This window comes from Flavobacterium sp. LM4 (genome assembly GCF_002017935.1).
GTDB lineage: Bacteria > Bacteroidota > Bacteroidia > Flavobacteriales > Flavobacteriaceae > Flavobacterium > Flavobacterium chungangense.
This window is the reverse complement of record NZ_MUFW01000001.1, coordinates 1,499,914-1,518,181: the sequence shown is the minus strand read 5'-3', so window position 1 is coordinate 1,518,181 and position 18,268 is coordinate 1,499,914. Positions and strand designations below refer to the sequence as shown.

Genomic DNA, 18,268 nt, shown 5'->3' with positions numbered 1-18,268 from the left:
TATTTAATACCAAATACAATAGAAATACAAATCTTATTTCATTGTATACGAAACACTATTAGCTTCACAAAGCCTAAAATAGCCTAATGCAAAATCTTTTGTATCGTTAGTGTTGACAATATTTCCTCTAATATTACCAGGTGTGGTACCAAAAGGATTTGCACTTGATGCTTCAAAAATTAAATTCATATAATTATAAAAGCTTTTCGAAATTCCACGATGGACAATTTGAACCACTTTGCCCGGTTTTAAATCTGTATCTGAGAATTCGTCTTTTATTTCATTTCCGTTATACAAATCATCATTTGACATTAAAGTGTAAGGAATTTTTAAAAAATCGGTTGTAAAATAAGACAGATAAAAATTTTGCTGATCAGCAGGATCGTCATAAAAGATAGAAAGCACCAATAAATCCGGACCTGATATGTCTGGTCTGTATTCTTGTTCTATTCTGTTAATTGGTGTTACAGGAGTCATTTTTTCTACGGCTGTAAAACTTTTTCCTTCAGCCTCAACAAAAAGAGTATAATCCATATTTAGTACCGGAACGAAATCGTTACAAACATAAAAGCCCGTTTCTGTTTCTGTAAAAGTAAAAACAGCACCTTCACTGTTTTCAACACGTACCTGCGCTCCCGAAACTTTTGGTGTGCTGCTATTATAATAAGGAGCCATTTTACTTATTTTTATGGTTTGTACCTTTCCGTCAGTATCTTTATTCCAAAGGATTTCAGCATCAATTACTATTTTAGCTTCCCCAGTTTCAAGATTAAGATTTACAACCTCCTCACAAGAGGATAACAATAAAATAAAAAGAAGACTGCATAAGATTAGTACTTTACTTTTAAAATTATTTTTTGCTGCTTTATTCATATTGTTAAAATTTAAAATTATAAGAAACGCCTGGAACTAATCCGTAAATTGATAATTTTTTGGTTTCATTTTGTCCTGTATCTTCATTTGTTGAAAATGTTATCGATGCAGCATTTTTTCTATTATAGATATTGTAAATGCTAAATACCCAATAGCTTTGCCATCCCTTCTTTTTATCTGGTTTGGGCGTATAAGTCGCGGCTAAATCTAAGTGATGGTAAAGAGGAAGCCGGTTTCCGTTTCGTAATGAAAAATTCGGTACGTTTAACCCGCCAAAATCATAATATCCATTAGCATAGGTCACAGGCTGTCCCGATTGCAAAGAAAAATTAGCATTATAAGACCATTTTGGACTGTATTCATATGTGCCTACAACACTTAAACTATGTAATTTGTCATATCCTGACAAATACCAGTTACCGTTTGCAATTCCTGGTTCTTCAGGTGTTCTTCCCGGAGTTTTTTGCTCTGCTCTTGACAAAGTATAAGAAACCCAGCCGTTAAAGCGACCAGTGTTTTTTCTAAATAATAATTCCATACCATACGATCTGGCTTTACCACTCAGGATTACCTGTTCTATATTATTGTTTGCCAATAAATTGGCACCTTCTACATAATCAATACGATTTTGTATTTTTTTATAAAACAATTCACCTTCAAAAGAATAATCACGATCTTTTATATTTTGAAAATATCCTATCGCATATTGATCCAGTAATTGCGGTTTCATAAAAGGACCGCTGGGTGTCCAGAGATTCATTGGCAAAGGCGATTGCGTGTTAGATAACATATGAATGTATTGTGCCATTCTGTTATAACTTGCTTTTACAGATGCATCATCGCTAAAAGTGTATGACAATGCAGCTCTTGGTTCAAAATTGTCAAATTTACTTATGATTTCGCCACTTTTATAAGATATGGTTCCTGTTGGAGTACCTTCCTGATAAATATTGTATTTTGGATTGTATACTACTGATTGTCCATCTTCATAAATACTTATTTCCTCGCTTCCTAAACGATAGAACAAACTGTAACGAAGTCCGTATCGCAGATTTAATTTCTCGGTAATCTGATGCTCAAAGTCTAAGTAAGCAGCAGATTCTAAAGAATATTTTCTATCCAATTGTTGGTAATTATACTGTGAATCTGAACTGGTAGGCTGTACTGTTCCTGGATTAAAATTATAATAAGTACCCTCAAGTCCATAGTTCAGTTTAAAATTTTGAGTAACGGACTGGTTCCAATTGTATTTTAAACCGTACGTTTGAACAGTGTTCTTCCATTTAAATTCCTGAATATCCAAGTTAAGGTTAAATTTATAATCACTGTAGAAAACGGATAAGTTGGTATTTAAGTCATCTGAGAATTTATGTTTCCAGTTAAAAATTCCCATAGTGTTTCCAAAATTGATATCAACCAGATCGTTGAAACGGATTACATCATGTCCTAAATAACCTGAAAAACTAACCGTGTTGTTGGCATCAAAACGATAATTAAATTTAGCGTTAAGATCATAAAAACCAATGCCAGCATTAACATCACCTAATTTTAAAAACAAATTCGCATAAGAAGTACGTCCGCCAATTATAAAAGAACCTTTGCCTTTTTTTATAGGTCCCTGCACCAAAAGCCGACTTGAGATTAAGCCTATTCCCCCATTTACCTTATAATTTTCAAGATCTCCAGTTTGTTGGTTTACATCAAGAACAGAAGAAACCCTTCCTCCAAATTTAGAAGGAATACCTCCTTTGTATAAATCTAAACCACTCATCATGTCAGCATTAAAAACAGAGAAAAAACCAAACATATGCGAATCTCCAAAAACGGGAGCGCCGTCCAATAAAATCAAATTCTGATCGGCTGCGCCACCACGTACATTAAAGCCAGACGAAGCTTCGCCTGCATTGGTAACACCTGGCAGTGTCAATAGAGATTTTAAGGGATCCGGCTCGCCCATTGCAGCCGGAATCTTCTTAATATCTTCCATGGTAAGCCTATTAACACTCATCTGAGTATTTCTCACATCAACTGCTTTGGTGTTGGTAATAATTACCTGTTCCAGCTGCTGACTATCGGCATCCATAACAAAGTTTATTCTTTCATCATCAGAAATTGTTATCAGTTTTTCTCCATTTTTAAAACCAACATAACTGACGATAATAGTATAAGTTCCTTTATTTAATTCTAATGAGAACATTCCGTTTGCATCTGTTGTAGCTCCTATTTCAAGTTCCTTGATGAAAATATTGGCGCCAATAACGGGCTCTTTGTTCTCATCTAAAACCTGACCGGTTAGCTTGTTTTTTTTTTTAGCTGTAGCTGCTTTAGCACTTTTTTGCTTTACGAAAATATTATTTCCGGCGATAGAAAACTGAATCGAAGTGTTCTTATTCAGTTCCTTGATAAGTGCTTTTATTTCGATATTTTTGTAAGTGTTTTTTTGATTAAAATACTTTTGATTTGTATTTATCTGATCCGTAAAAGCAAATTTAAAATCCGTTTGGTTCTCAATTTGCGTAAACACTTCTTTTAATGTCATATTTTGATCTACAGTTACCGTTACGTTTTGAGAGAACATAGACAGACTGAATAAAAAAAAGCACGCTGAAATTATATGCTTCATGAAATTTTGTATTTTTGAATTATTATTAAATGGGATAGTTCTATACTACCTTGATTATGATGAGGATGTTTAGTTTCGCGGCTAGTGCATCCTTTTCTTTTCTATCGAAAAGTAATCTGTTTTAAATCTTCATTTATTTCAAAGTTTAGGTTATACATTTCTGATATTAATTGAACAATTGTTTTTAAATCTTCTTTTTTATTGATTCGAACTGTAATTCGCTGATTATCAAAATCCCGTGGAATAGTCATTTTGTAACCATAGTTCTCCATTATGTAATTACTGAAAGCACTCAGTTTTTCATTTTCAAAATCCGTAAATCTGTTAAATTCGGCTACTTCAGCAGTATTGTTTCCGTAGACAAACTTTTCTCCCGGTTTAAGTATCCATACTTTATTCTGGTCTTTTACATTCATTTGAACACTTCCTTCATAAAGAGCAACGGTCACTCCTTTTTGTACATTTTCCTGAACCGTAAAACTAGTACCTAACACAGTCGTTGTAGTTTCATTGCAGAAAACCTGAAAAGGATGTTTTTTATCTTTTTTAACTTTAAAATAAACTTCTCCCTCAACTATAATCTTTCTGTTGGTTTCAAAATTATTGGCATAAACAATTTTAGAATCCGGGCTCAGTTCTACCCTTGAACTATCCGGCAAGGCTACCGTTTTTATTATTGAAGTATTATTTTCAATTGTATTTGAAGTAAGATAAAAAGCATCCTGTAACGGGCTTCTGTTAAAATAAATACCGGTTCCTGTCAGCATAAAAATGATAACCGCTGCCGCTGCTGCATAGCGCCAAATTTTAATCTTTGGTCTTTTAGCATCAAAGGTTTTAGACTGAAATTCTTCCCACGAAGCTTCTTTTTCGCTATCTGAATGTGAAATAGGAGTTTCATTCCATAATTTTTCAAATTCTTTGTCGAGTTTTTCTTTATCCATGATCTTTTATGGGTTAAGTTTTTTACAATAAAATCCTTGTTTAGAAAAAACACCATACACCATTTCCTGAATCTCTCTGTTGGTTTCGATCCTAAGAATTCTTTCGCGGTTTTTGAAATCAAAATTGATAATACAATCAGAAATGATGAATTGTAAAAGGGCTACAAGCAGACCTGCGTCTTTCTTTGTTCTGACATTCGTTTTATACGCTTCAATATGCATTTTTGTTCTCGTTTTTATATATAACAAACGAGAACAAAAAAGTTCCTAATGGTTTTCGACTTTTTTTCGAATAAATTTACTGGCAAGATAAATATGATTGGCAATTGTCTTTTCAGAAAGGTCTGTAATTTCCGCAATCTCCTTATAGCTAAGGTTTTCGAGTTTATGTAGCGTAAATATTTTTTGCTGCTGCTCCGGAAGCTGATTAATGAAAATTTGTAGTTTTTCCTGTCTTTCTTCAAAAATTCCGCTATCAGTATCCTCTTGTTCAACTTCGAGTTGCAAAGGGTCAAGCTGAATTATTTTATTTTCACGGTTAACATGATTGATGATAATGTTCTTGCAGATGGTGAACAATTGTTTATCAAACAGTACATCTTCATTAAGTAACTCCCTTTTATTATACAACCTCAAAAAAGTTTCCTGAACAAAATCCTGGGGAGTAAGAACTGTAAAATTAAAACGTTTGGCAATGTTTATCAGTTTGTCGTAATACTTTAGATAAGCCTCCTTAAAAGCAGCTTCATTACCTTTTTTTAAACTAACTATAAACTTTTTGTTCATCTGGTAAAGATAATAACTAGTCTTAAAAAGTCAAATATTCCTATAATTTTAAATCAAAATATTTAAAAAGCCTTCCTAAAAAGCAAAAAACCCGAAGTGATCGGGTTTTTGTTTAAAAATTAACTCTGGTCGACAATCTTCTTGCTCCTGCTGAGTTGGGATGAATTTCATCTCGCCAGTACTGGGATGAATTTAAGAGTCCGCGATAATCTATGATTCGGGTTTGAAAACGATAACCCTGATGGGTAAAATGATTTTTGATTTGCCACAATAACGAATAAAATTTATCCAATAACCGAATAATGATATAGCATCTCAAAATTTCATCAGTAATAGCTAAAGCATCAAAAACCGGTTTAATCCAGGGCCCTAAAGGCAAATCAACTCCTATAATTGAAGGTCTCACACCAAGTTTGTATAAAGGGTAATCATAAGTATGCATATAAAATATTGTATTGGGAGTAGCATGTGCGTTAACAATACTTCCAAAACCAAGATAATTTCGCTTAATTGTATTAAAAATTAAATCCAGATTGACTGAATTAAAAAGTGCATTATCAAAAGTAGCTGTATTTAAATATCTTTTATATAAAATACATTTTTGATACAAAACATCTCCGGAAGGAAGGTTTATAAGTTCACTTAATTTTGCCTGATCAGTAAAGAAATTCGAATTAAAAGAAGTAACTCCGGCATTTAATATTCGGCCCAGCTGTGGAAAAACATCATTTCCGCCACCACTAAAATAAATCCGGTCAATTCGGTAACCACTGACATATTGTACAAAATGAGTTCTGTCAGCATACATCTGCGAAGTTGTTTCTCCAAATTTTGCCAAATGCAGGCAATTTAGATTAAGCCTTTGATTTCGGTCAGTAATGGTGTCATATAAGTCAAGAACTCTTGGTACAGGGTAATCCAGCCAGGAATCTCCCTCAAAAATCACATTTAGTGTATCGGTATTTCCGGCATTTCTCCTAAATAAAAACGAATTGGTCAAAAACGGCTGATGCAACGACTCATCTTCTCCTTCTGCCAGCGATATGCCCGACAGGCTCAACTGCTTCAATGCATTATAAGTCTCATCATTTGGATTAATCAAACCGGTAACTACAATTTTATAGTTGGTCTGAAAATTCAAAATTGAAATAACAGTATTGTCCGTTAAACTGTTTGTAATACTGCCGCTATTGGTTATGGGATATCCTAATATTTTGAGATAATCATGAATTTGCGAAACATCTGACGGATTGTTTACCCCATTCAATCCAACACTGTTATTTATGCCACCTTGTGTTACTACAACTGGCAAATTAGAATTAATTATCGGGGTATTTGAAATTAAATTTTCCATGGTATTTCAGGTTTAAGTTATTCTGTTTGGATTGATGTAACCATGTCCGGCTCTAAAAATCTCTAATTTATTATCTTTGAAAGAAGCAGTATCACAGGCGCTAAAAAGTTTTTTTCGTATTGAAATAATATCCAGGTTAGGTTCTTTCTCCAGAATTTTCATTACCAAAGAAGCAACATAGGGTGCTGCCATACTGCTACCGCTTTTAGAAGTAAGCTTATTTGACGCTCTGTTTTCTCTGCTCGAAGAGGAGCAGGATGATTTTATCTTAAACCCAGGGGCGACAAGTTCTGGCTTCATTCGCCCATCAGCGGTTGGTCCGGAACTGCTAAAAGAAAGGATCGGTTTTGTATCATCATTCTGATTGTAGGCTCCTACAACAATACTGTATTTTGAATTACAGATCGAGTTTGTTGTATGCGTTTTATTTACAATAGCTGGTAAAAAGATAGATTGTCCGCCATCATCGCGCTCGATATAGCAATGGTAGCGACCGTTGTTGACAGTTCTGCCTATTAATTCAATCGTCCAGAATTTAGAATTCAGTTTTCCATTAACGAGAATATTAATTTGATTTTTACCGGTATTAGGTTCTTTACATCTGTGCAGACAAATTCCAACCTGATCATCATCTTTTACAATTAATTCATCTTTAAAAGGTGTTGACGAAAGCAATATTTTTTGATTGTCATCATAAATATTCACACTTAAAATATCATCACCGTCGTACCAGATTTCCATTTCGTTTGGTGTACGATCATGCTTTTTGAACATCCACGGAATTTTGACTTTCTGATTCAATTTAATATCACCATAAGTATGCGCATTCGCCTGATGATAATTTCCGGTACTTTGTACAATCGCTGTTCCTTTTCTGTGCGTCACAATATAGTCGATGACCTGTTCAAACAGGGTTAATCCAAAATGATGATCGCCATGACCTCCCAGACTCATGTTTATTACAAGAGGCCGTTCACCGGCTTGTTTTGTAATAAAATATAAACCATCGCAGCCTTTTACAGAATCGCCCAAAGACAAATTAGATCCGTTTACATAATTGGTCCCCATATCTACCGCTATAATCGAGGCATTTGGCGCAAAACTTTGGGGTGCAACGGCGCCATTTCCACAGGCAATTCCGAGTACATGCGTACCATGGGTTCCGTTACCAAACAAATCGGATTTTCCCGGATGATAACCAAGTTTCTTAAAAGGAAACTCATCTAATAAAGCTTCATTGATCTGTGCCTGGCTAATTATCCTTCCATATCCAAATTCATTACCATCATATCTGTCAGACTGCACCCAAATTTTTTCAAAGCGTGTTTTACCGTTATTAATAAAATCGGGATGGCTAAAATCGAAACCAAAATCAATAATTCCAAAAACCACATTCGAGACAGTATCGCTTAAAACCTCATTTTTTTTATCTAAAACCCTGGTTTCAGGATTAGGCTCAACATCGTCATTTGCAGGAATCACACTCGGAGCTTTCAGACTTTTTACTTTTTTACTGTTGTAAATAGAACATAAATAACGACGTTGCGTTTGGATGCTTACAATTTCTCCAAATTCTGAAATAATTTTGCAATGATCAGGATAGTCTTTTTCTTTTTCCAAACGCATTAACAACGATAGTTCTTCGTCAGGATTACCATATAATATAACTTTGAGTCTTGGATCCATTAGTTTGTTTTTAAGGTTGTAGATTAATTTGGTCTAACTTATATTTTATCTCATACAATTCAGAATTGAGATACGTGAAATAAAGATTTTCTTCGACCAAAGAGAAGAAAACTACATTTATTTCGTTTTCCTGAGTGATGAAATTGTTGATTTCGCTAATATATTGTGTATTTTTAAGATCAATTTTTTTTAATCCTGAAATAAAATCCTGATCTATTTGCTGCAGTTTCAAAAAATTAGTATCAGCTGCTATTTTACTAACCAGTTCGATTGTTTTATCAATTGAAAAAACCTTTTTGGGAATTAATTCTTTAAATAATATTTTTTTTTCTTCCTCGGCTTTTTTTGAAAATTTCAGATTACTGGAAAACAAACCGGGACGAATACAATTGATTTTTTTCAGAATTTCAGTGGTCGTTTTCTCAATCCTGCCTAATACAACGGTTTCAGGGTGATCAACTACCGTTTTCATTTCTGATTATTTTTAGGCAGCCCTTTTTGGTCTTTTGTACCTCCAGAAGTCTCAGGGGACTGATTTCCTTTAGAAATTTCCTCCAGTTTCTTTTTGATTTCCAGAATTGATTCATTTATTACTACATGGTTCTTTTCTAAAAACGTAATTTTTGTTTCTAATTTTTCTGCAATCATCTTATTAAACTCTGCTTTGTTGGCTTCTAAACCTTTAGTAATCTCATCTTTTAAAATTTGATTACTATTTGAAATTTCATTTTTTACCGCTTCTAATGTTATAACCTCTGCCTGTGTTGCTGGGGTTCCGGTTGGAGTTTCGGTAGAAGTTCCTGACGGATTTGTGGGTGCACCTGTATCCGTTGCAGGGTTTGTCCCCGGAGTAGTATCCGGTGCTGGTGTACCAGGATTACTGCCGGTACCTGCAGATGTTGTTACAGCAACTGCCGTACTAAACTTCTCCCCTTCTATTTTAGCTTTGTTGTCGATAATTAAATAACTCATCAATGGATTTTCAGAAACCATACCTGTTAACAAGGCTGTATTCGTTATTTCCTGATTACCGGGAACATTATAGAATGCTGCCCTGCTGTTTGCTATTATGTAATTAACTAATATATTAAATGGATTCATCTTTTTATTTTTAAGGGTTAATAGAATAAAAGGGCAATTGGGTGTCAATTGCCCTTTTTACATTTATTTATTCATCATCATCATCATGACAAGAGGCATCATCGTATTATTGTTATTGCTGGTATTACCCTGATTTTGCTGAGACATAATCATTACCATTGGTAACATCATGTTCATATTGTCTGATTTTCCGGAACCAGAATCTCCCATAGTTGTCATCATTGGTAAAAGCATAGACATTGTCTGATCAACATAAATAGCATTTGTATCTTTTTTTTCAGCTATATTTTTTGAAATTACATTCCCTTCTTTATCAAGAACTTCAATAATCTCTAAATTTTCAGGTTTAAGTTTTGGCTGATTCAATAAAGACCCCATCATACTCATCATTTGCATGTTCTTTAAAACCTTAGTTTGATTTTCACCTTTACGGGCATCCAACTTTGCAAGTTCTGTATGTTTTTGATCTAATGCAACCAATGTTTTATTTGTTGCCAAAGAGGTTTTCTTCAATTCGTTTACCTGGCTTGAAATCGCGTCTAATGATTTCTTTAACTCACTTTTGGTAGCATAATCATTTGCTCTTCCGCTTAGTGCTTTTCCAAAATTAGATCTTTGCTTTACGGCTGAACTCACATTTGGTCTTATTCCTTTTATTGAAGGTCTTCTGCGTTTGGCAGCTTCATCATAACTTTCGTCATAGCTTTCTAATAAATCTTCGCCTAAAAGGTCTTCGTTGAAATAATCTTCATTTAATAAATCTTCATCTAAATAACTTTCGAAATAATTCATAATTTTAAATATTAATGGTTAATTTTTATTGAAATAATGTTTGTTATATTTTTGGATGGCAGGCTGAATATATTTGTTGAACAGAATAAAATCAGGAATGCTGTAACCCGGTTTTCCAATTCCAAAACATTCCGGGCAATCGTCATTTTCACCGAAACATTCAGAACAGGCTCCAATGGCTTTTGCCAAATCATCGTTCTGATTTAACTCAAACTCCAGCTGAAATTTCAATCCCTCGATTATTGTGAAAAGTTTCTGATTGATTTTTTTAAGTTTCTTGATTCTTTCTTCAAGTTCCAAATCAACTTTTGGCGGTTCTGTTTTCTCTTCCGGTTCTTTTTTTTCCATCAGGGGCTGCATAAGCTCAAAATATTTAGCCATCTCGGGATTATGTTCTTTCAAATATTCTATATAAGCATCCATTTGTATAACTTTTAAGTTTTATAAACTGGCAATAGAATTTTCAATTCTATTGATTCTGTTTGGTGTATTCGACCCCACAAATTGTCCATATTGATCTACATAATAGTCTTCTGTCGGAATTAGTCCTCCGTTGTAATATTCATATAAAATATTCTCGGTTAGATAATTAACAGTCTCAATTAGTTCAGCAAAAGAATGGCTTTCAATAGGTGCATTTGGACTTGCAGTACCTAAACTTTGCTGCGCCTGTCCTGCCTGAAATTGAGGATTATTAATTACGCCTCCCAACTGGTTGTACAAACCTTGTACTCTGGCAATATCCTGTGCCGCCTGCGGACGGAGCTGAACAGGGTTATCCTGAACATATTGCTGGATTGCCGGCAAAGCTGCTCTTCCAGCATCGGCCAAATAGCGGGTTGTATTTCCCCACGCTTGACCCAGTGGCGAAGGTGCTTGTCTGCGTCTGTTATTATTAGCTGGTCTTCGCTGTTGTTGCGGAGGTCCTTGTCTGCGTTGTTGCTGACGACTGTTGTCTAATGCAGCACTTCCTGCTCCTGCCAGATTACTAACCAGTCCACCAACCGCTCCGCCTATTTGAGGTGCTCCAAAATAAGTACCAACAGCAGTTCCTACTATTGGAGCCACTGCCGAAACACCTCGCAAAACTCCTGAACCAATACTGCTGGCTACATTTCCTAAACTTGACCAAAACCCTTCTGCTTCACTTTCAGACATTTGATCTACTCTTGATAAAAGGACATCTTCTAATTCACTTTCATTCAAATTAGCATATTCCGGTCCTAAAACATATCGTACAGCTTCAAAATAATTGTCTTCGCTGAATGATTCTCCTGCAAAAACTTCGTGATATAAACTCATAACTTTAGTATTATAATTAACTCTTACTCTTTTAACTAGGCTTTTCAGATTTCACCTATCCATTTTGTGCACCAAATGAACGATGTAAAATTGATTTTATTTATTTTCCTACAAAACAGTGTTATAACCCAAATTTTTAAATAAATTTACCCTACAAAAAAAGGGTGAATTTCCCCTTTGTTTTTGTAAGAATTTAAAATAATTTTGCTCAAACAAACGTATTTAAAATATTAAACAACAATTAATTAACCCCTAACTATTAAAAAAATCATGGAAAGAGAACCAGAAAGACCCACTCAATTAATTACAAAAAGATTCGCGAAGGAATTGCATTTGAATTTTATGAAATACCGTGCCCGGGTAATTGCTAAATACATTACAAAAGAAGATGCCAATAATGTTTGGTTTTCTGTAGAAGAGCTTGAAAATTATATTCATTATATTAAGGCTAAAGGGAAGAAAAAAGGATATGATGTAAACGGAATCCGTTTTTACTATGGTGTATATCCTGATGAAAGAAAATATGAAGAAAAAGCAGGCCGGATGACCATTTTTTTAACACCTACAGGAACAAAAATCAGAAAAACTGCACCTGATGATATACAACCTTTTGCTTTGGTTCGTCAAATAGGTATCGAAGAAATACCAGGGATTGAACCAATGAATTACGGAAGTATCGGAAATCCTCCCAGCAAAACATACTAGAAGATTATGTTTGAATTTTTAAGATTTTATACTGTCTATTTAGCTTTATTTTCCGGAATTATCGGCCTAATTTCCTGGCACAAACTTCCTACGAATAAAGCTAAATTTTTAGTAATTTTGATTTGGTTTTCTGCCGCAATAGAAAGAGTAGGTTATTATTTTACGGCATGGACAGGCATATTAAATTATTATGTTTTTAATTTTTATATGCTGGTCAGTTTTTGTGCTTTTATCTTACTTTTAAGGAGTGTTTTGTCCAAAACAAATTATCGAATAATAGGACTTCTCAGTTTAATACTGTTTATCCTTTCATTTTTTCTGAATATCTTATATTTTAAAGAAGATATTAACCAATCATATACCTATAGTTTTGCCATTGGTGTACTGTTAATTATGATATTATCCTGCTTATACTTAGTCGAAATTTTTAATTCAAACAAAATATTAAATTTTAAAAAATCAGTCTTTTTTTGGTACATATTAGGAATTTTAGTTTTTCATGTACCATTTCTGCCCTTTATGCTTGCTTTAAACTGGTTCCTGATCAAACATGACGAATCTATTTTTAGCTTAGTAGTGTTTATTTTAAATGTCCTGGCCCACAGCTGCTATATTATTGGATTCTTATGGAGCGAAAAGAAATACAATTATTAGTCATTTCGTTAAGTATTGTTTTTTTAACTTTACTGATTACTTTGCTTGTGATATTCTTTTATTTTTTAAAAAAGAAAAACAATTATCTGGTAGAGAAAATGGAATCAGAATTGTATTTTCAATCCGAGTTAATTAAAACCAGGATTGAAATTAAAGATCAGACTCTCAGCGAAATTAGTAAAGAACTCCATGACAATATAGGTCAGATAGTTTCTGTGGGTATTATGCAGCTCAATATGTATCTTAACAATGGAAAACCTGTCCTGGTAAATGAGCTTAATGATCTTAAAGAAATACTAGCCAAATCACTGGATGAGATTCGGATTTTATCCCGGATCATCAATAAAGACAATCTACTGCACAGCAATTTTATTGAAGCCATAAAACAAGATCTTGAGCGTATAAAAAAACTAAAAAACATTCCATACAATTATACCGTTACGGGAGAAATTCCCCAGATTGATCAGGAACATGATTTGTTTATTTATCGTATTTTTCAGGAAGCCCTGCACAACAGCCTTAAACATTCTCACAGTGATTTATTTGAAGTAGCCATTAATACAACTGATACTGTTTTTCGATTAAAAATAAAAGATTTTGGAATTGGCTACGATACCAGTCAGATAAATTCGGGATTAGGCTTAAACAACATGAAATTAAGAGCCAAGTTAATTGGAGCAATCTTAATAATGGAATCAAATTCATCAGGAACAACCGTAATTTTAGAATATCCTTTAACCCAAAACAATGAAACCTAAAAACAAAATTATTATTGTAGATGATCATCAGCTTTTTTCACAATCACTGGAACTTTTAATCAATAGTTTTAAGGATTTTGAGGTAATTAACCGATTCGAAAATGGCAAAGTCTTCGTTTCCTACCTGCAAGATCATGAAAATGCAGATGTCGATTTAATTTTACTGGATGTCAATATGCCGGTTTTGGATGGCGTTAGCACCATGAAATGGATTAAAGAAAACAGACCTGATTTGAAGGTAATCGCACTTTCTGTAAATGATGATGAAGAAATAATCATCAAAATGATTACAAATGGTGCCAAAGGTTACTTACTAAAAGATACTTCTCCGGAAATATTTAAGGAAGCCATGATTTCAGTTATTGAAAAAGGCTTTTATTTAACAGAATTAGTTTCGGGGATGCTGGTAAAAAAAGCCAATGATGACTCTAAAAAAATCAATCTGAAAGAAAAAGAAATTGTTTTTATAAAACATGCCTGTACCGAAAAAACGTATAAAGAGATTGCCTCAGAAATGTGTTTAAGTCCAAAAACAATCGACGGATACCGGGAATGTTTATTTGATAAACTAGAAATAAAAACCCGAATTGGATTGGTTCTATATGCAGTGAAACACAAAATTGTATTGGTTTAAAGATTCTAATACACTCACTTAGCCCGTTGAGAAACAATACATAAGTCAAAACCTATGAATTACACTGACTTATTTGCGACGGAATCCAATAGATTCCGTTATACAAAAGAATTGAAATCTTAGAGAAAACAACCTATAATCAATGAAGATTTCAAATAATTAATTCTTTTTATATAATTGCTTTATGTTGTTAAACTATTAGGATATTTTTCAGTCTTAATCTGATGTCAAATATATCCATAGATGAAAATCTTTACTCCTGCTTCGGCAGAGACCTATCTTTTATAGTAACTTTGCGCACCTGTAAAAGCAAAAACATGGAAATATAACTTACAGATGTATCTATTAGAAATAAGAGTTATAATTATTTAGACTCTTGAGCTCAGCATCAATAGTATCTGTGTTTGTTTTCTTATGTAAATCAAGATCCGGTAAAAAGTGGAAGTAAAAAAAGTGCAAAATGAAATGGAAAGCTGGACTATTTGTCCGGAATGCCAGGGACGCGGAAAAAAAAGTCGAAGGCTAACTAAAAAAGTAAGACTCCATTACCAAATCGCATTAGATGAATTTGAAAAAACTAATGGTAAAGGTACTGCTCCTGTTCAGCCTAAAGGCAACTTATATTCATGCGTAAACTGTTCCGGAACCGGTCTGCTTCCTGCCCACATGCCTCCTGTTGCAAATAAAGAGAATTATCCTCACGTGGCAATTATTGGCGGCGGTATAGGCGGAATCGCCCTGGCTGTTGCTTGTTTACACCGTGGAATCCCTTTTACTCTTTATGAGCGCGATAAAGACTTTAATGCCCGATCTCAGGGTTATGGACTAACATTACAGCAAGCCAGTAAAGCAATTCAGGGCTTAGGTATTATTTCTTTAAAAGAAGGAGTATTTTCAACCAGACATCTGGTTCATACTCCCGAAGGAAAAGTTATCGGTGAATGGGGAGTCAGAAAGTGGCTTCAGTCAAAAGAGAGAATGCCCCCAAAACGTAGCAATATTCATATCGCAAGACAATCTTTGCGATTCGCACTATTGGAGCAACTTGGTGGAAACGATAACATACAATGGGGACATCAGTTAATAGATTTTAAACATAGTGATCGTAATGTTCATCTCAACTTTCAGGTCGATGGAAAGATGAAGAGTGCCAAAGCAGATCTTGTAGTTGGAGCCGATGGTATTCGTAGTTCGGTCCGTAAATTACTTATTGGAGAAGATATTACTCCCCTATGTTATTTGGGCTGTATCGTAATATTAGGAATTTGCCCTTTGAGTGCTGTCCAAAATCTGAATAGTGCTTTATTAGATTCCGCTACTGTATTCCAAACTGCTAATGGCAATGAACGAATCTATGTCATGCCTTACACGGCCGATTCTGTAATGTGGCAGCTTAGCTTTCCAATGTCGGAAGATGAAGCAAAAAAGTTAAGTGCTAAAGGTCCTCAGGCACTCAAGGAAGAAGCCTGCCGAAGAACTCAGTGGCACGACCCGATTCCTCAAATTTTATTAGCTACCCAGGAAGCTCAGATTTCGGGATATCCCGTGTATGACCGCGAATTACTCACACCGGAATTATTAGAGAACTCAGGACAAGTCACTCTGATTGGAGATGCTGCTCATCCTATGAGTCCTTTTAAAGGTCAGGGTGCGAATCAGGCGTTGCTGGACGCACTTGCGCTTGCACGGGAAATTGCAAAAGGATGTAAATCTTTATCTCACTGGAAAAAAACTGGTTTGAGGGAAAGTGTATTAACCGGATTTGAATCCGAAATGCTGACACGCAGTGCCTCAAAAGTGCAAGATTCAGCCGATGCCGCAGAGTTCTTACATTCCGAAATTGTACTTCATGAAAGTGATGCGCCCAGAAGATGGTTCAAGAAAAATAACGAGTAAAAGTATTACCTGATAGATTAGCTTATCTCTTTTTAGATAAGGTCAAAATTAAAAACACGTGAATTAAGGAAAACCGTAAAAACAACATCACCTTAAAGCCTAAATTTAAAACAATAATTAAAGATACCTGTTGAAGACGACAATAACGGGGATGTATAATTTCAAGTTAAATTTATGCTAAAGAGAACCATTTTAATTGAAAACAAATTTTCTATAACAGCTAAAAACAATCAGCTTGTATTAAAATCAGAAATGAAGGAAAGCGCTATTCCCATTGAAGATATAGGCTTTCTCGTTCTTGATCATAATGAGATCTACCTCAGCATACCGGCCATGAATTTACTGGTTGACAATAACACTTCTATCATTATCTGCGGAAAAAACCATCTTCCCAACGGAATGTTCTTAAACCTGAACAGCCATCATATTCAGCAGGAAATATTCAAAAATCAAATTGAAGCTTCCATACCTTTAAAGAAACAGTTATGGCAGCAGACAATAGTTGAAAAAATTAAAAATCAGGGGCAGTTACTTGAAAAAATAACCGAATCCAAAAATAGTTTTTCGTTTCTGGCCAGTAAAGTCTTAAGTGGAGATTCTACAAATATGGAAGGAGTTGCTGCACAGCAATACTGGAAATATTTCCCTCAGCCTAATTTAGAATTTGACGGAATAAAACGGGAACGATATGGCGACTATCCTAATAATTTCCTGAATTATGGTTATGCCATTTTAAGAGCTGCAACTGCAAGAGCCCTTTCCGGAAGCGGATTATTGAATACGTTAGGAATCCACCATAAAAGTAAATACAATGCTTTTGCACTTGCCGATGATATTATGGAACCTTTTCGTCCTATTGTAGACGAAAAAGTCTTTGAAATTATGCAGCGTTTTGGTGAACAGGAACTAAACACTGCTATCAAATCTGAATTATTGCAAATATTAACGAGAACAGTTTATTTTAAAGATGAGAAAAGTCCTTTGATGATTGCATTACAAAAAACAGCAAGTTCTCTCCAACAATGCTTCACGGGAAATCGAAAAAAAATTAAATATCCTGTACTATGGAGCTTAACGGATATCGAATAATGTGGCTGTTTGTTTTTTTTGATCTCCCCACAGAAACAAAAAAAGACAGACGAAATGCGTCCGGATTTAGAACTAATTTATTGAAAGATGGCTTTTCGATGATGCAGTATTCTGTTTATGTACGTCACTGCGCAAGTAGTGAAAGCGCCGATGTTCATGAAAAGAGAATCCACAAACTACTACCGCCTTTAGGCAAAGTAAGCGTGCTACGAATAACCGATAAACAATTTGGTAATATTTTGAATTTCTGGGGAAAAGCAGCCGTGCCATCTGCTCCTCAGCCTACACAACTGGAATTGTTTTAGCCCAAACTGAACTGAATTATTGTTAGAAACAAAAAAATGCTTCAATCGTGGGTTATCAATCCAAAAAAGAAGCATTTTTTTATACGATATTTCAATTTAATCTTTTGATTATTAGATGGTAACAAGCCAACTAATATCGTGTTTTCTAATCTTTAATCAAACCACAACTGAATCTGACTATTCACATTTAAAGGATTTAATATCGTGTTTTCTAATCTTTAATCAAACCACAACCAATTGCTGAGTATTGCAAAGGGCAGCTTCAATATCGTGTTTTCTAATCTTTAATCAAACCACAACCAGTTCCTTCCTCTGTAAAATTAAAACTTTAATATCGTGTTTTCTAATCTTTAATCAAACCACAACTGATGCTTATGGTTTACCGGCATTAATTCCAATATCGTGTTTTCTAATCTTTAATCAAACCACAACCTGTATATCAACCCATAGATTACTCATAAAAATATCGTGTTTTCTAATCTTTAATCAAACCACAACTGCTGATGTGCAGCCTATAATTTCTGTTTCAATATCGTGTTTTCTAATCTTTAATCAAACCACAACTGGAACGAGATAAAAAAACAACAGAAGTTAAATATCGTGTTTTCTAATCTTTAATCAAACCACAACATATAAATTCGCTAAAAAATATGGACTAATAATATCGTGTTTTCTAATCTTTAATCAAACCACAACCAAGAAACCCGTATATCAGAATTATAAAATAATATCGTGTTTTCTAATCTTTAATCAAACCACAACATAC

Annotated in this window: 18 protein-coding genes and 1 CRISPR repeat array (1 of these 19 cut by a window edge); of the genes, 6 read left to right on the top strand and 12 right to left on the bottom strand. The window is 34.3% G+C overall.

The window, feature by feature from the left end; all coding sequences use genetic code 11:
* Positions 1-33: 33 nt before the first annotated feature.
* The 12 genes from BXU10_RS06765 to BXU10_RS06710 form a co-directional block, all read right to left on the bottom strand.
* Positions 34-873 (bottom strand): DUF4249 family protein, encoded by an 840-nt coding sequence (locus BXU10_RS06765; protein ID WP_078226696.1) that lies wholly within the window; start codon positions 871-873, stop codon positions 34-36.
* Positions 874-877: 4 nt separating this feature from the next.
* Positions 878-3,496 (bottom strand): TonB-dependent receptor, encoded by a 2,619-nt coding sequence (locus tag BXU10_RS06760; RefSeq protein ID WP_078226695.1) that lies wholly within the window; start codon positions 3,494-3,496, stop codon positions 878-880.
* 101 nt (positions 3,497-3,597) lie between these two features.
* Positions 3,598-4,440, bottom strand: coding sequence for a FecR family protein (locus BXU10_RS06755; RefSeq protein WP_078226694.1), 843 nt, complete (start codon positions 4,438-4,440; stop codon positions 3,598-3,600).
* Between the two features lie 6 nt (positions 4,441-4,446).
* Positions 4,447-4,662 (bottom strand): hypothetical protein, encoded by a 216-nt coding sequence (locus BXU10_RS06750; RefSeq protein WP_031455845.1) that lies wholly within the window; start codon positions 4,660-4,662, stop codon positions 4,447-4,449.
* Between the two features lie 45 nt (positions 4,663-4,707).
* Positions 4,708-5,226: an RNA polymerase sigma factor gene (locus tag BXU10_RS06745; protein ID WP_078226693.1), complete on the bottom strand. Its 519-nt coding sequence runs from the start codon at positions 5,224-5,226 to the stop codon at positions 4,708-4,710.
* 112 nt (positions 5,227-5,338) lie between these two features.
* The gene (locus BXU10_RS06740) at positions 5,339-6,580 is read right to left on the bottom strand and encodes a peptidoglycan-binding protein (protein WP_078226692.1); all 1,242 of its coding nucleotides are present in this window, start codon (positions 6,578-6,580) and stop codon (positions 5,339-5,341) included.
* 12 nt (positions 6,581-6,592) lie between these two features.
* The gene (locus BXU10_RS06735) at positions 6,593-8,266 is read right to left on the bottom strand and encodes a S8 family serine peptidase (protein ID WP_078226691.1); all 1,674 of its coding nucleotides are present in this window, start codon (positions 8,264-8,266) and stop codon (positions 6,593-6,595) included.
* 10 nt (positions 8,267-8,276) lie between these two features.
* Positions 8,277-8,738 (bottom strand): hypothetical protein, encoded by a 462-nt coding sequence (locus BXU10_RS06730; RefSeq protein WP_078226690.1) that lies wholly within the window; start codon positions 8,736-8,738, stop codon positions 8,277-8,279.
* Positions 8,735-9,367 carry a hypothetical protein gene (locus BXU10_RS06725; RefSeq protein ID WP_078226689.1) on the bottom strand — a complete coding sequence of 211 codons (633 nt, stop codon included), beginning with the start codon at positions 9,365-9,367 and terminating at the stop codon, positions 8,735-8,737. Before BXU10_RS06725 ends, BXU10_RS06730 begins: the two co-directional genes overlap by 4 nt.
* A 63-nt stretch (positions 9,368-9,430) precedes the next feature.
* A complete protein-coding gene (locus tag BXU10_RS06720; RefSeq protein ID WP_078226688.1) occupies positions 9,431-10,159 on the bottom strand; it encodes a hypothetical protein in 729 nt (242 codons plus the stop codon).
* Between the two features lie 18 nt (positions 10,160-10,177).
* Complete coding sequence (locus BXU10_RS06715; protein ID WP_078226687.1) at positions 10,178-10,582, bottom strand: hypothetical protein; 405 nt, start codon at positions 10,580-10,582, stop codon at positions 10,178-10,180.
* A gap of 18 nt (positions 10,583-10,600) precedes the next feature.
* Positions 10,601-11,461: a hypothetical protein gene (locus BXU10_RS06710; protein ID WP_031455837.1), complete on the bottom strand. Its 861-nt coding sequence runs from the start codon at positions 11,459-11,461 to the stop codon at positions 10,601-10,603.
* Positions 11,462-11,731: 270 nt separating this feature from the next.
* Between BXU10_RS06710 and BXU10_RS06705 the strand changes: the two genes are divergently transcribed.
* From BXU10_RS06705 to cas2, 6 genes are all read left to right on the top strand, one after another.
* Positions 11,732-12,166, top strand: a complete 435-nt coding sequence (locus BXU10_RS06705) for a hypothetical protein (RefSeq protein ID WP_031455836.1) — start codon at positions 11,732-11,734, stop codon at positions 12,164-12,166.
* A gap of 626 nt (positions 12,167-12,792) precedes the next feature.
* Positions 12,793-13,578: a sensor histidine kinase gene (locus tag BXU10_RS06695; protein WP_031455834.1), complete on the top strand. Its 786-nt coding sequence runs from the start codon at positions 12,793-12,795 to the stop codon at positions 13,576-13,578.
* Positions 13,568-14,212 carry a response regulator transcription factor gene (locus BXU10_RS06690; protein WP_031455833.1) on the top strand — a complete coding sequence of 215 codons (645 nt, stop codon included), beginning with the start codon at positions 13,568-13,570 and terminating at the stop codon, positions 14,210-14,212. The genes BXU10_RS06695 and BXU10_RS06690 overlap by 11 nt, the downstream gene beginning before the upstream one ends.
* A gap of 465 nt (positions 14,213-14,677) precedes the next feature.
* On the top strand, positions 14,678-16,108 hold the full coding sequence (locus tag BXU10_RS06685) for an NAD(P)/FAD-dependent oxidoreductase (RefSeq protein WP_078227925.1): 1,431 nt from the start codon (positions 14,678-14,680) through the stop codon (positions 16,106-16,108).
* A 174-nt stretch (positions 16,109-16,282) separates the two neighbouring features.
* The gene (gene cas1, locus BXU10_RS06680; protein ID WP_078226685.1) at positions 16,283-17,197 is read left to right on the top strand and encodes a type II CRISPR-associated endonuclease Cas1; all 915 of its coding nucleotides are present in this window, start codon (positions 16,283-16,285) and stop codon (positions 17,195-17,197) included.
* Positions 17,173-17,502 carry a CRISPR-associated endonuclease Cas2 gene (cas2, locus tag BXU10_RS06675; RefSeq protein WP_031455830.1) on the top strand — a complete coding sequence of 110 codons (330 nt, stop codon included), beginning with the start codon at positions 17,173-17,175 and terminating at the stop codon, positions 17,500-17,502. Before cas1 ends, cas2 begins: the two co-directional genes overlap by 25 nt.
* A gap of 132 nt (positions 17,503-17,634) precedes the next feature.
* Positions 17,635-18,268: a CRISPR direct-repeat array (repeat unit 36 nt; unit sequence AATATCGTGTTTTCTAATCTTTAATCAAACCACAAC) (it continues 3,486 nt past the right edge of the window).

Bases quoted from the DNA above. Each gene is read 5' to 3' on its own strand.
- BXU10_RS06765 (WP_078226696.1), bottom strand. From the start codon at position 873: ATGAATAAAGCAGCAAAAAATAATTTTAAAAGTAAAGTACTAATCTTA.
- BXU10_RS06760 (WP_078226695.1), bottom strand. From the start codon at position 3,496: ATGAAGCATATAATTTCAGCGTGCTTTTTTTTATTCAGTCTGTCTATG.
- BXU10_RS06755 (WP_078226694.1), bottom strand. From the start codon at position 4,440: ATGGATAAAGAAAAACTCGACAAAGAATTTGAAAAATTATGGAATGAA.
- BXU10_RS06750 (WP_031455845.1), bottom strand. From the start codon at position 4,662: ATGCATATTGAAGCGTATAAAACGAATGTCAGAACAAAGAAAGACGCA.
- BXU10_RS06745 (WP_078226693.1), bottom strand. From the start codon at position 5,226: ATGAACAAAAAGTTTATAGTTAGTTTAAAAAAAGGTAATGAAGCTGCT.
- BXU10_RS06740 (WP_078226692.1), bottom strand. From the start codon at position 6,580: ATGGAAAATTTAATTTCAAATACCCCGATAATTAATTCTAATTTGCCA.
- BXU10_RS06735 (WP_078226691.1), bottom strand. From the start codon at position 8,266: ATGGATCCAAGACTCAAAGTTATATTATATGGTAATCCTGACGAAGAA.
- BXU10_RS06730 (WP_078226690.1), bottom strand. From the start codon at position 8,738: ATGAAAACGGTAGTTGATCACCCTGAAACCGTTGTATTAGGCAGGATT.
- BXU10_RS06725 (WP_078226689.1), bottom strand. From the start codon at position 9,367: ATGAATCCATTTAATATATTAGTTAATTACATAATAGCAAACAGCAGG.
- BXU10_RS06720 (WP_078226688.1), bottom strand. From the start codon at position 10,159: ATGAATTATTTCGAAAGTTATTTAGATGAAGATTTATTAAATGAAGAT.
- BXU10_RS06715 (WP_078226687.1), bottom strand. From the start codon at position 10,582: ATGGATGCTTATATAGAATATTTGAAAGAACATAATCCCGAGATGGCT.
- BXU10_RS06710 (WP_031455837.1), bottom strand. From the start codon at position 11,461: ATGAGTTTATATCACGAAGTTTTTGCAGGAGAATCATTCAGCGAAGAC.
- BXU10_RS06705 (WP_031455836.1), top strand. From the start codon at position 11,732: ATGGAAAGAGAACCAGAAAGACCCACTCAATTAATTACAAAAAGATTC.
- BXU10_RS06695 (WP_031455834.1), top strand. From the start codon at position 12,793: ATGGAGCGAAAAGAAATACAATTATTAGTCATTTCGTTAAGTATTGTT.
- BXU10_RS06690 (WP_031455833.1), top strand. From the start codon at position 13,568: ATGAAACCTAAAAACAAAATTATTATTGTAGATGATCATCAGCTTTTT.
- BXU10_RS06685 (WP_078227925.1), top strand. From the start codon at position 14,678: ATGGAAAGCTGGACTATTTGTCCGGAATGCCAGGGACGCGGAAAAAAA.
- cas1 (WP_078226685.1), top strand. From the start codon at position 16,283: ATGCTAAAGAGAACCATTTTAATTGAAAACAAATTTTCTATAACAGCT.
- cas2 (WP_031455830.1), top strand. From the start codon at position 17,173: ATGGAGCTTAACGGATATCGAATAATGTGGCTGTTTGTTTTTTTTGAT.